The sequence below is a fragment of the Acetobacterium wieringae genome, from assembly GCF_026646375.1.
Lineage (GTDB): Bacteria > Bacillota > Clostridia > Eubacteriales > Eubacteriaceae > Acetobacterium > Acetobacterium wieringae_A.
Window position 1 is genome coordinate 25,792 of sequence record NZ_JAIPPU010000001.1, and the last position, 12,374, is coordinate 38,165.

The window sequence follows — 12,374 nt, forward strand, 5'->3', positions numbered from 1 at the left end:
TTTTACGAGGAGAAAGATATGAAAAGAAAACAGATTTTAGTGTTATTGTTGGCCATTTTTTTGGTCATAACCATGGTTGGGTGTTCGGCTCAAGGGGCTACGACCTCAAAAACAGATGAAAAGATCAGTATCACCGACAGTCTTGGACGAACGGTGGAGTTTGAAAGCGCACCAGAAAAAGTAGTGGCTGTTGGCGTAGGAGCGCTGCGTTTGTTTACCTATGTTGGTGATGTGGAAAAAATTGTCGGGATTGAAGAGATTGATCAAAAATCATCGCAAGGAAAACCATATGTGATTGCAAATCCCAGTTTTGTTAGTCTGACTACAATTGGGGCTGGCGGTCCAAATAGTACACCAGATCCGGAACAAATTTTGAAAGTTGAGCCGGATGTCATTTTTACGACGCTTGCCACTGACACAGCTGCTGCGGATGAACTTCAAAACAAAACGGGGATACCAGTTGTTGCCTTAAGTAGTGGTTCGACAGGATTATTTGATGAGACCCTGTATAATTCATTATCTGTGATAGGACAGGTTATGAGTAATGAGGAGCGTTCAGCCGAAGTGATTGAGTTTATTAAAGGGTATGAAGCGGATCTGAAAAAACGGACTGAAGGAATTAACGATAGTACCAAGCAAACCTCATATGTTGGCGCTTTGGGGTCAAAAGGCGCTCAGGGAATTGAAAGTACGCGTGCGCAATATCCGCCTTTCGTTGCCGTTGATGCTATCAACGTTGCAGATCAAACCGGTAAACCTGGCAGCATGATGATTGATAAAGAACAATTGTTGCAGTGGAATCCTGCTAAAATCTTTATTGATTACGATGGGATTGAAAAAGTAAAAGCGGATATGACAGCCAATCCGGAGTATTATACAAGTCTGGATGCCTTCAAAACAAATCAAGTGGATATGATTCTTCCCTATATTTTATATGGAACCAATATTGAAGTGGCGATTGCCGATGCCTATTCGATTGGCAAGGTTCTCTATCCAGACCAGTTTAAAGATGTTGATCCGGGTAAAATTATGGATGAGGTTTCAGAAGAATTGCTGGGAACTAAGGTCTATGATCAGATGGTAGCAGACTACGGAGCCTTTGGTAAATTTGTACAGTAAGAAAACAAGTTGTTGATGGCCGGATTTATCAAGTTAAAACACTTGATGAATTCGGCCATCGTGTTATAATAACTCCATAAGATAAAAACACAGTTCTGGTTGGTAGTCCAGACGCGGTTGATGCCGTCAGTAACCTGCCTCCTAAGGTTGTCCGTTCTTTGTTACTATTTTCTAGGAGGAATTGAATATGGACAAAGTAACTGGCAAGTTGACGATTTTTTTTGACGACCCCTTTTGGGTGGGTGTCTTTGAAAGCGCAGATGAAAAAACTCTGAAAGTCGCCAAGGTGACCTTCGGAGCGGAACCCAAAGACGGGGAAATCTATGATTTTCTGCTTAAAAATTATAATCGACTCCAATTCAGTCAGCCGATTACTGATGAAAAAGCGCCCGAGAAGCGGATCAATCCCAAGCGGATGAGGCGGGATATCAATCGGCAAATGGCCGCAAAAAGCATTGGAACCAAGGCGCAGCAGGCCTTAAAAGAAGAGCAAGAAAACAAAAAGATCACCCGGAAAGCGTTTAACCGCCAGAAAACGGAGGAAGAAAAGCAACGCCAATTTGAACTGCGGCAGGAAAAGAAAAAGCAGAAACATCGGGGGCATTAATCAGGGGTTTGTGAAATTAAGTAACGTTAAGAAGTTTGTTGCTCTGTGATCAAGTTACGGAGTATTAATCTAAAATGGTTATAATAAAGACATACCAATTAACGATTAAGGAGATTAAAGATATGAGCGCAGTAATAATCACTAAAGATAATTTTCAACAGGAAGTCATCAACTCAGATAAACCGGTATTACTCGATTTTTGGGCACCTTGGTGTGGCCCTTGCAAGATGGTATCGCCGATCATCGACGAAATCGCCGATGAGGTGTTCACTTTAAAGGTCGGAAAAATAAACGTCGATGAACAACAGGAACTGGCCGCCGAATTCAAGGTTATGAGTATCCCGACTTTGGCCGTCGTCAAGGGTGGAGTCGTCGTTAAAAAAGCCGTCGGAGCTAAATCTAAAGCTGACATTTTAGATTTAGTGGCTCAATAGCAACAAAAATAGGAGCAATCACTAAGGTGATTGCTCTTTTTTTATTGCGTTAAGATCATGACACCTGTCATCAGATATGACTGAAAATTATAATTTTGATGTAGTTTGAGAACGAAAAATTGTAACATAGGTCAGCATCACTTGATTTGTTGAGGAAATAAGCTATGATAAGTGGTAAAGTAGGAGGCTAAGTGAAAATAAAACTGACCCAACAAAAAGAACAAAACGAAATAGAAGTTGAAATAAAATATTGTGAAATGAACAATACAGTGAATCAACTAGTGAAGCGACTGGAAAACTATCGTTATAGCATTTGTGGTAATGACAGTGGTCGAATCTATAATATTAATGTTGACGATATTTTTTATATTGAGAGTGTTGATCGAAAAACTTTTATATACTCGACCAAGCAGGTTTTTCGAACCGAAAAAAAGTTATACCAAATATTGGAAGAATTAAAATCTCATGATTTTGTGCAAATAAATAAGTCTGTTATTGTAAACATAAATGTCCTTGAAAGCATGCAAATGTTAGCCAATAGCAGAATTCAGGTAACCCTCCAAAACGGGGAAAAACTAAATGCCACAAGAACGTATATTCCCAATATAAAAAAAGCATTCAATAAGGAGGAAAACAATTGAAAAATTTCGTTAAACAGTGTCTTATGATTTTTTCGCTGATTATCATTGTTGCATTTTTAGTTCCGGCGATTGTGTCTAACAAGTGGGATGATTTCATCGTTATTCTAGAATTCTTATTGATAACGGTTATCGCACGCTCAGGACTTTTGCTGATCAATAAATATCTCAATGTCCATCGTTTTTTAGAAATCGGACTGGAGCTGTTGATGCTGCTGACAGTCGTTTTTTTCTTCGGATGGCTATTTAAATGGTACACGCTGGAATATATTTGGATCATACCGGCGATGGTGATACCGGCATATCTCGTCGGCAATGTATTGGATATAATTAAAATGAGACAGGATGTGGCATTCATCAATCAACAAATCCAGTTTAGAAAGGAACGGTTAAACGTTAAAATGGACGAAGCGAAACAATATGAAGTTAAAAAAAAGTAAATGCCGCCAGCTGTGTTTTATGATTGTTTTATGCGTGACAGCGTCGTTAATACCAGGTTGTGTTATTGCTAAACACAGTATAGACCCGCAGCAGCAGGTAGAAATAAATAGTATGGTAAAAGATGTGATGGAAAAATCCCGGATTCCCAGTGCCGGCATTGCAATGGTTCGTGGTGATGAAATAGAATATTTGTCTTTGGGTTTTGGAGATGAAAGTAATCATGTAAAAATAAATGAGCATTCCTTATTTCAGCTTGGATCGACAACCAAAGCCTTTACGGGGCTGGGAATCCTGCTATTGGAAGACGAAGGGAAACTAGCATTAAGTGATCCGGTGAGCTGCTATATTCCCTGGTTTACGGCAACTTATCAGGGTGAAACAATCGCGGCTGAAGACTTGACAATTGCTGATTGTCTGTATCAGACAAGTGGATACACCAATGATGAGCGTAACTATCCCAGTGCAACCGCAGAAATGACGTTAGCGGAAAATATCCAAAATTTGAGTAATCGTGAATTGGCATCAGCGCCAGGGCAGCAATTTTTTTATGCCAATACAAACTATAATTTACTGGGTCTGATTATCGAAACAGTTGCCAAGCAGGATTACCAGAGTTTTATAAAGGAACGGATCTTACAACCAATGGGGTTAATCCATACGGACTGCTATACTAGCGAGGTAAAGGAAAGAATGGTAACCGGGCGCAAACTCTCTTTTGGGAATACCTATTTACTTGAGACACCGGCAATAAAAGGTCTGGTTCCTTCAGGATATATGATATCGAACGCATCCGATATGGGGCGGTGGCTTCAAATACAAATGGGTATCATTGAAATATCACCGCAGTTTACCAGAATCATTGAAAAGTCCCACATCGCCAATCCAGCGAGTGTTGTTGACGAGAAAACCTGTTATGCCAGTGGTTGGTTTATCGATGATTTAAACTCCGTCATCTATCACTCGGGCGGGACGCCAAATTATTCCGCGAAAATAGCCATGAAACTTAGTGATGGGATCGGGGTATGTGTATTAACCAATCTGAATGCTTCAGCCAATACAAACTATCTTGCGGATAATATATTATTGATGCTTGAAGGTAAAGAAACTACTCCGTATCAGCATGATATCTGGTTCATCATCGACGCCGTTTTTTCGACGATTACATTTATTTGTGCACTGCTGACGGGCTTTCTGATTGCCAGGCTGTTTGTAATAAGCAGACAGATAAAAAACAACGATCGAAAAAAAACAACGATAAACCGAAAGCGATTTACAGGGAATATCATTCCGGGGCTACTTTTGATAGTCACGGCTGGAGTAATCATTGTATTACCGACAATTTTCAAGAGTGATTGGCTGGGAATGTGGCTTTGGGCGCCGGTTAGTCTCTATATCGGGATCTTCATGCTGAGTATTTTTTCGCTGTTGTGGTTGATCACAACTTTAATTATCAGCAAATATCCCTCTAAAACATCTGATTGAATCGTATTATTTCTTTGAATGCACCAAAAGACAAATCGCAACAGCATCACAATTTTCGAGAGAAATGTTCATATGATGGTATTGCCATCGTTTGGTTACAAGGCAGTAAGCTAAATAATTTCTTTTAATTGCACCTTATCAATCACTTCAATTTTACCCCGGGACAGGTGTACATAACCCTCATTCTCAAAATATTTAAGCATCCGGGAGACGACTTCCCGGGCAGAACCGACGTATTTGGCAATTTGCTCATGGGTCATCACAATGGTAGTAGAACCGGTTCGGGCGACCTCGTCCAGCAGAAAGATGGTCAGCCGCTTATCAAAACTCATAAAGAGAATTTGCTGCATCGCCCACATCACATCTGAAAAACGATCAATCATTGATTTACAGGAAAAATTCTCGGCATGGACATTTTCGGTGCAGATCTGCTGAAAGACCGAGGCGTTAATCAGGAGGACTTCACAATCTGTTTCGGCATCAATATGTACATCAAAGGTGATATTCTCCAGGATACAGGAAGCCGATAAGATACAGACCTCATCAGGGCCCAAACGGTAAAGGGTGATATCCCGGCCGTCTTCGGATAAAATATAGGTGCGCAATTCACCGCTTTTAATCAGAAGTACCCCGACACAATCATTTTCGCCACGATGGATGTTTTCACCCCGGCGGTATTTTATGGGGATGGCGCTATCAGTTAGCTGAGACTGTTGTTGTGGCGTTAAATGATCCCAAAAACTCAGAACGGATTGAAGGAATTTCTGATCGTGTTCTTTTAGCATGTTGATACCTCGCTTAATCGAATATTTTCTAGTATATCATAGTTGACTTTGAGTCTAAATTAATATTTTGGGTATAGAATAAAATAATATGATAACACTAAGGAGTGTCTGATGAATAAAGCGATAAAAAGAGATTTGCATCTTAAGCGGCTGGAAGCAAAGGATTTAACTCAGTTTAATGACATTTTGAGATATGCCTTTCAGGTGACGGATGAACAGCTGCTAAAGGTCGGTTGGAAGCATGACGAGATTAAGCGGTCAAAATTTCCGATTCTGGAAAAAGCCGAGGTCATCGGCTGGTTTGAGGATGAGCGGCTGGCAGCCCAGATCGCCGTTTACCCGCTACAGGTCAATATCAGCGGCAGTATCTACGAGATGGGCTATATTACTGGAGTGGCTACCTATCCGGAATATATGGGTTTGGGGCTCATGTCCGGACTGATGAAAAAAAGTCTGGAAACCATGTATGGACGCAATCAGTGTATATCCTTTTTGTATCCCTATTCGCATCCCCTCTATCGGCATAAAGGTTGGGAGGTGGTCTCGGACAAGATGACCTATCAGATCCGGGACAACCAGTTGCCCCGGGATATTGATGTGCCGGGACGAGTGAAACGGGTTAAGGAAAACAGCCCGGATCTCATTACCCTTCATGACACCTTTGCCCGGCAGACCCATGGTTGTCTGATTCGCAATGAACTGGTCTGGGAGGAATACTGGCGCTGGGATGTTGAAGATGTCACGGTAGCGATTTATTATGGCGAAGATGATCGCCCTTTGGGCTATCTGGTGTACCTGATCGAAAATGATGTCTTTCATGTCAAAGAAATGGTTTATTTAAACCAGGAGGCCCGAAAAGGGTTGTGGGGCTATATTGCGGCCCATGAATCAATGATCAACGAGGTGGTTGGCAGCAATTACAACAACCATACCGTTTCGTTTTTGTTTGGTGACAGTGATATGAAAGAAACCATCCGTCCTTATATTATGGCCCGGATTGTGGACTTCGAAGGGTTTTTCAGGCAGTATCACTTTTCCAATACCGATATCAATGAAGCGGTGACCTTTGAGATTATCGACACCGTATTAGAGTGGAATAATCGCAGCTTTACCGTCAAGTTCAGTCCTGGTCAGGACCCGGTTTTAGTTGATGAACCTTCAGAAAACCGGGTCAAGCTAGAAATCGGGATTTTAACCTGTATGCTGCTGGGTTATAAGCGGCCCACCTACCTGCAGCAAATTGAACGGCTGGAGGCCAGCAAAAAAACGGTGGCGATTCTGGAGAGTGTTATTGCCAATGAGAAAATTTATTTCTCGGATTATATTTAAATAAAAAAACGGTTGTCGATAAACTACCGTACCGAACAATTGTTAATCTGCTGTATGCGCGCAATTCGTACAGTTGCAATAGAAGATTCGGCTAACTAAGCATTTCGCCGCAACTGTTCGCCTTGAGGCACACAACATGATATAACAATTGTCGGTACTGGGTTATCTTTAACATTCTGAAACGGTTGATAATCAATCGTTTTTTTGTTTGTCCTAAAATGAAGAACTGATCATAAAACCAAGAATCGCTCCGTAAATGGCAGTACGATGGGGTTTGGCGGTAATCGGGCAGCTCCCGCTTTGGCAGCCGACCAGTTTGTAATAGAGCAGGCCGAAAGCAGCTCCCATAATTGTTCCGATGATTATTCTTAAATACATAGAGTCTCCTAATTTTTAATCGCTTCAATTCCGGATCGCAGGGTAGCTTCATCAATGGCACCACGATAACCGGTGACAATTTTACCTTCGGGGTTAATAAACAGGGTGGTGGGAATCGATGAGATGCCATAAGCGGTACTGGCTTCCAGTTGGGTATCAAAATAAACGGGGAAGACGAAGCCCTGATTGGCGACGTATTGAAGCCCCTTTTCTTTGGTTTCCCGTTGTCCATCAGTCTGATCAATCATCAGAAAGATAACCGCATCTTTTTGATCCTGATAGACCATGTTGAAATGAGGCATTTCGCTTTTACAGGGCGGGCACCAGGAGGCCCAGAAATTCAGAACCACGGGTTTCCCGGCGAAATCGGACAGCTTGACGGGGTTGCCGTTTTCATCAAAGACGGTGAAATCTGGAGCTGTCTGGAGTTCTTCAGTTTGCCCTGAGTTGCTGCTGTTAGCGGCTGGCGTTTGTGGCTTAAACCGTTGCGATAAGGCCGTGTACCCCCAATAAACGATGGTCAGAAAAGCCGCAAAGACGACGATGGCGATAATTGTTTTCGTTTGTTTAGTCATAATAAGCTCCTTAAAATGTTAAAAGTGATAGAAAAGTTCCCAACAGTCCGGAGGCCATCAGTAGGCCGATGACAACCAGCAGTCCGCCGGAAATACGATTGATGATCAGATAATGCCGTTTGATAAAATCAAAGGTGGATTTCATCCGCTCAATCAAAATAGCTGAAATCACAAAGGGAATTCCCAGGCCGAGGGAAAATGACAACAACATCAAAATACCCGTGAGCGTATCGCCGCTGGAGGCCGCCATCATTAGGGCCGAGCCTAAAAAAGCGCCAACACAGGGTGTCCAGCCGATGGAAAAGACGATCCCCAAAAGCAGAGCCGAAAAAAAACCGGGATGCGAATGATCGAGGTTCATCTGACGATTGGTATTCAGAAACGGGATGCTCAGCAGATCCATAAAATTCAGGCCAAACAGGATAATGATAATGCCGCCGACCACATTGACAATGGTGCTGTATTCAATCAGGATACTGCCAAGTTTTCCGGCAAACGCGCCAAGCAAAACAAAGACCACTGTAAAGCCGAGCACAAAGCCCAGGGCATTGATGATAACATTGCGGTTATTGTTGCCAGGGGTTTGACCGGCGAAATAGGAGATATAAATGGGCAGCATGGGCAAGAGACAGGGTGATATAAAGGTGATAATGCCTTCCAGAAAGGCGATAAAATAATCCATGAAACCTCCTTGTTAGGATCAGTGTAACCTTAATAATATAGAGCAATTAATTCTTTTAATTTTATCAAAAGCTCATTTTAGAATCCGTGATCAGATCACATTTATTATATTATGACAATTGAATCTTAATTTAAAAAGTAGACTGGTGAGCCTGATGAAAGCACTAACCAGGGTGTGACGAGATGCAATTTTAATTTGAAAAAAGCGCAGAATTAATCAAATTTTAATAACCCGGGCATAAAAAAACAGCCGGCCCGAATGACCGTGCTGTTTTTTTATATTAGGAATGAAAAGAAAAAGAGGAGATGTTTATCTCTTGTGCTTATCTTAGGCCTTGAACCTTTAGCCAAACTTTGAAAGAGGTTAAGTTTAAGTTAAATTAAGAATTGAATGGATTGATTTAAACAGTTAAATCAGACTGGAATCCCGTTGACAAAAATCAGCCGGTATGATAACCTTTATCACAATTAAAGAGTTGGGGAGCTTATGCATTTAGGCTGAGAGGAAGTAAATCGCTGCTTCGACCCATGTACCTGATACGGATAATGCCGGCGTAGGGAATTTATGTCAAACTGCTGTGCATTCGTGTACAGTTTTTTTTGTTTAAATCAGGATCGCCACGATCAGGAAACTGATTTAATTAATACTTCATTGCGAAAGTTCCGTGAGCTTTGGGCCCAGTTTCGCACGAAACACCAGAAGAAATCGCTATGCGAATTTCTTCAAGGTCGCGGGCAGTCGCCAACTACAAGCAAGCTTGTGATTGGCTCGTTGCCTTCGCGAATTTCTACACTGTACGGCGGACAGTTCGATGAACTGTTCGCCTACACGTTACGAAATTGTTTGTGGAAACTGCACCCAAAGCAATGATTGTTCGATGTTTTTTATTCTCACAAAAACCTAATGAATAGAAAGAGGTAAGCTTATGTTTGAAAAAATCCTTAAAAATGTCAGTAATCAGCCGCCGCTGGTTCATTCCATCACCAACTATGTGACCGTGAACGACTGCGCCAACATCGTGTTGGCCTGTGGTGGGGCCCCGATTATGGCTGACGATATCAATGAGGTGGAAGAAATTATTGCCATCTGCAATGCTCTGGTTATTAATATTGGCACCCTTAACGAACGGACGGTGGCATCAATGATTAAGGCCGGGAAAGAAGCCAACCGTCTTGGTCGGCCGGTGATTCTCGATCCGGTCGGTGCGGGTGCTTCGACGCTGCGAACAAAGACAGTCTTTAAGTTGTTAAAGGAAGTCCAGTTTAGTGTAATCCGAGGCAATGTCTCAGAAATTAAGACCATCGATCAGGGCAGTGGCAGAACCAAAGGAGTCGATGCTGATATCAGCGATGCCATCAGTGATGATAATCTGGACGGGATGGTCGCTTTTGCCAACGCCCTCAGCCAAAAAACGGGGGCGGTTATTGCCATCACTGGTGCCATCGATATTGTTGCCGACAGCCAACAAGCCATGGTGATTCGCAACGGCCACCCGATGATGTCCCGGATTACCGGCACCGGTTGTATGCTGACCACGGTGATTGGCAGTTATTGTGGCGCCAATCCTGATAGTCTGCTGCTGGCTACCGCTGCTGCTGTTAGTTGCATGGGCTTGTGTGGTGAGCTGGCCTTTGCCAAGGTTGAGGCCGCTCAAGCTGGAACGGCATCTTTCCGCACCTACCTGATCGATGCCATGAGCCGAATGGACGCCCAATCATTAGCAGGAGGAATCAAGATTGAAACTCGATAAGCAATCAATGTTACTCTATGCAGTTACTGACCGCAGTTGGCTGGGTGATCAAACCCTGGTTCAGCAGGTGGAAGAAACCTTAAAAGGTGGGGCCACCTTTATTCAGCTGCGGGAAAAGGAGCTGGAAGCTGAGGACTTTATCCGGGAAGCCCGGGCGATTAAAAAACTGACCGATGCTTACAAAATTCCCTTTGTTATTAATGATGCCGTTGAGGTGGCTCTGGCGGTGGATGCTGACGGGGTACATGTCGGCCAGGACGATCTGGATGCCGGAGAGCTTAGAAAACGGATCGGGGATAAAATCATCGGCGTTTCGGCAGATACGGTGGAGCTGGCATTAAAAGCTGAAGCCGATGGAGCGGATTATATCGGGGTCGGGGCCATCTATGCGACGGACACCAAAGCCGATGCAACGGTGGTGGCGTTTGATACGATTGCGGCGATCTGTCAGGCGGTGTCAATTCCGGTGGTAGCCATCGGTGGTCTCAACGAAACCAATATTCATCGCTTAGCTGGTACGGGGGTGGACGGGGTTGCCCTGGTATCGGCGATTTTTTCAAAAGCGGATATCCAGAAGGCAACCAGAGAACTTCGACAATTATCTGAGGCGATGACCAGGACATGAATCAGGTAAGTATCAACACTCAGGGGATCATCTTTGATCTGGACGGCACCTTGATTGACTCGATGTCAGCCTGGGAAAACATTGGCAGTGATTTTTTAAGAAAACATGGAATTACTCCCCCGGATGATTTAAATGAGACCATCAAGATCATGAGTTTTGCCGAATCAGCCCGGTATTTTATTGAAGTTTATGGGATCGCCATGACCGAAGAACAGGTGGGGGATGAAATAAATGCGATGATCCGGGATAACTATGCCAGACACATCAAACTAAAACCCTTTGTCCGGGAAGTGCTCGATCAGTATTTTAATCAAGGCATCAAAATGGGAATTCTAACCGCTACTCACAAGTCCTTGACAGAACTGATTTTGGAGCGCTTTGGTCTGTTGGATCATTTTGCTTTTATTCTGACTTCCGGGATGACTGGTTTACCCAAAAGTCAGCCGGAGATTTACCATCGGGCGGTGTCACAGCTAAACATACCGGCTCAACAGATCGCCATTTTTGAAGATGCTCTGTATTGTATCCGGGCTGCCAGAGCGACCGGCTGCCAGTTGGTGGGGGTTTATGATGAAGCCTCAAAAAATGATTGGGATGAGATCCGGAAGCTTTCGGATTTGAGTATTATGAGTTTCAAGGAGTTGCTGTGAAAAAGAAAGTTTTATCCATCGCCGGATCGGATTGCAGCGGTGGCGCTGGTATCCAGGCCGATATCAAAACGATCATGGCTCATGGTAGCTATGCGATGACGGCAATTACCGTGTTGACCGCCCAAAATACCACCGGAGTGTATGGGATCGCCGAAGTAGCCAGTGAATTTGTGGAACAACAACTGGACTGTATCTTTACTGATATTTTTCCGGATGCCGTTAAAATTGGGATGGTATATAGTGCCGAAATCATCGGAAGTATTGCCAGAAAACTAAAGCAACACCAGGCCGGAAATGTTGTTCTTGATCCGGTGATGGTGGCCACCAGTGGGGGAAAACTGTTGAGTAATGATGCCATTGAAGCATTAAAAACCGAGCTGATGCCGTTGGCTAATCTGATCACGCCGAATATTCCCGAGGCCCAATGCTTATGTGGCTTTGACATTCGCTCGAAAGCCGAGATGGTTAGCGCCGCAAAAAAAATTGCCACAACCTATACTGGTAACATTCTGATTAAGGGTGGACATCTGGTTGAGTCCGCTGATGATTTTTTGTTGCTTCAGAATGGTAATCAACGATCTGAAATCTGGTTGCCTGGGGAAAGAATAAAGAATCCCAATACTCACGGCACTGGTTGCACCCTTTCCACGGCAATTGCCTGTAATCTGGCCGCTGGCGAGGATTTAAAAGAGGCTGTAAAAAAAGCCAAAGACTATGTATCTGGAGCACTGGCAGCCAACCTCGATTTGGGAGCAGGCAGCGGCCCTCTGGATCATGGTTTTTGGATGATTCGGGAACCGTAAAAAAATCCCGACGTTTTTTATAAAACTATCTGCAAATAAATAAAAGCCAATTGTTTAGTCATCTTGATGGTAAGCA

Annotated in this window: 15 protein-coding genes and 1 riboswitch; of the genes, 11 read left to right on the plus strand and 4 right to left on the minus strand. The window is 43.4% G+C overall.

Going from position 1 to position 12,374, the window contains the following annotated elements; all coding sequences use genetic code 11:
* The first annotated feature begins 18 nt into the window (after nt 1-18).
* The 6 genes from Q7P33_RS00110 (at nt 19) to Q7P33_RS00135 (ending at nt 4,721) form a co-directional block, all read left to right on the plus strand.
* Nucleotides 19-1,119 carry an iron ABC transporter substrate-binding protein gene (locus Q7P33_RS00110; protein WP_303866073.1) on the plus strand — a complete coding sequence of 367 codons (1,101 nt, stop codon included), beginning with the start codon at nt 19-21 and terminating at the stop codon, nt 1,117-1,119.
* Between the two features lie 187 nt (nt 1,120-1,306).
* On the plus strand, nt 1,307-1,726 hold the full coding sequence (locus Q7P33_RS00115) for a YjdF family protein (RefSeq protein ID WP_303866074.1): 420 nt from the start codon (nt 1,307-1,309) through the stop codon (nt 1,724-1,726).
* 122 nt (nt 1,727-1,848) lie between these two features.
* Entirely contained in the window at nt 1,849-2,160 is a 312-nt protein-coding gene (trxA, locus tag Q7P33_RS00120) for a thioredoxin (protein WP_303866076.1), read from the plus strand.
* A gap of 191 nt (nt 2,161-2,351) precedes the next feature.
* The gene (locus Q7P33_RS00125; protein ID WP_303866081.1) at nt 2,352-2,801 is read left to right on the plus strand and encodes a LytTR family DNA-binding domain-containing protein; all 450 of its coding nucleotides are present in this window, start codon (nt 2,352-2,354) and stop codon (nt 2,799-2,801) included.
* Nucleotides 2,798-3,238 carry a hypothetical protein gene (locus Q7P33_RS00130; RefSeq protein WP_303866083.1) on the plus strand — a complete coding sequence of 147 codons (441 nt, stop codon included), beginning with the start codon at nt 2,798-2,800 and terminating at the stop codon, nt 3,236-3,238. The genes Q7P33_RS00125 and Q7P33_RS00130 overlap by 4 nt, the downstream gene beginning before the upstream one ends.
* On the plus strand, nt 3,219-4,721 hold the full coding sequence (locus Q7P33_RS00135; RefSeq protein ID WP_303866086.1) for a serine hydrolase: 1,503 nt from the start codon (nt 3,219-3,221) through the stop codon (nt 4,719-4,721). Before Q7P33_RS00130 ends, Q7P33_RS00135 begins: the two co-directional genes overlap by 20 nt.
* 110 nt (nt 4,722-4,831) lie before the next feature.
* Here the strand turns inward: Q7P33_RS00135 and Q7P33_RS00140 are convergent, their stop codons facing one another.
* Nucleotides 4,832-5,506, minus strand: coding sequence for a Crp/Fnr family transcriptional regulator (locus Q7P33_RS00140; RefSeq protein WP_303866089.1), 675 nt, complete (start codon nt 5,504-5,506; stop codon nt 4,832-4,834).
* 111 nt (nt 5,507-5,617) lie between these two features.
* Between Q7P33_RS00140 and eis the strand changes: the two genes are divergently transcribed.
* Complete coding sequence (eis, locus tag Q7P33_RS00145) at nt 5,618-6,835, plus strand: enhanced intracellular survival protein Eis (RefSeq protein WP_303866092.1); 1,218 nt, start codon at nt 5,618-5,620, stop codon at nt 6,833-6,835.
* A gap of 213 nt (nt 6,836-7,048) precedes the next feature.
* Here the strand turns inward: eis and Q7P33_RS00150 are convergent, their stop codons facing one another.
* Genes Q7P33_RS00150 through Q7P33_RS00160 form a run of 3 tightly spaced genes read right to left on the minus strand, consistent with a single transcriptional unit; the run spans nt 7,049 to nt 8,470 of the window.
* Complete coding sequence (locus Q7P33_RS00150) at nt 7,049-7,213, minus strand: DUF6132 family protein (protein WP_303866094.1); 165 nt, start codon at nt 7,211-7,213, stop codon at nt 7,049-7,051.
* A gap of 8 nt (nt 7,214-7,221) precedes the next feature.
* Nucleotides 7,222-7,788: a TlpA disulfide reductase family protein gene (locus Q7P33_RS00155; RefSeq protein WP_303866096.1), complete on the minus strand. Its 567-nt coding sequence runs from the start codon at nt 7,786-7,788 to the stop codon at nt 7,222-7,224.
* A gap of 10 nt (nt 7,789-7,798) precedes the next feature.
* Nucleotides 7,799-8,470 (minus strand): cytochrome c biogenesis CcdA family protein, encoded by a 672-nt coding sequence (locus tag Q7P33_RS00160; RefSeq protein WP_303866097.1) that lies wholly within the window; start codon nt 8,468-8,470, stop codon nt 7,799-7,801.
* A gap of 466 nt (nt 8,471-8,936) precedes the next feature.
* Nucleotides 8,937-9,047: riboswitch (TPP riboswitch) on the plus strand.
* Between the two features lie 348 nt (nt 9,048-9,395).
* Between Q7P33_RS00160 and thiM the strand changes: the two genes are divergently transcribed.
* The 4 genes from thiM to thiD are packed head-to-tail and all read left to right on the plus strand — an operon-like array spanning nt 9,396 to nt 12,298.
* Nucleotides 9,396-10,220: a hydroxyethylthiazole kinase gene (thiM, locus tag Q7P33_RS00165; RefSeq protein WP_303866099.1), complete on the plus strand. Its 825-nt coding sequence runs from the start codon at nt 9,396-9,398 to the stop codon at nt 10,218-10,220.
* On the plus strand, nt 10,207-10,845 hold the full coding sequence (gene thiE, locus Q7P33_RS00170) for a thiamine phosphate synthase (protein WP_303866100.1): 639 nt from the start codon (nt 10,207-10,209) through the stop codon (nt 10,843-10,845). The genes thiM and thiE overlap by 14 nt, the downstream gene beginning before the upstream one ends.
* Nucleotides 10,842-11,495, plus strand: a complete 654-nt coding sequence (locus tag Q7P33_RS00175) for an HAD family phosphatase (RefSeq protein WP_303866103.1) — start codon at nt 10,842-10,844, stop codon at nt 11,493-11,495. Before thiE ends, Q7P33_RS00175 begins: the two co-directional genes overlap by 4 nt.
* Nucleotides 11,492-12,298, plus strand: coding sequence for a bifunctional hydroxymethylpyrimidine kinase/phosphomethylpyrimidine kinase (gene thiD, locus Q7P33_RS00180; RefSeq protein WP_303866106.1), 807 nt, complete (start codon nt 11,492-11,494; stop codon nt 12,296-12,298). Before Q7P33_RS00175 ends, thiD begins: the two co-directional genes overlap by 4 nt.
* The last annotated feature ends 76 nt before the right edge of the window (nt 12,299-12,374 follow it).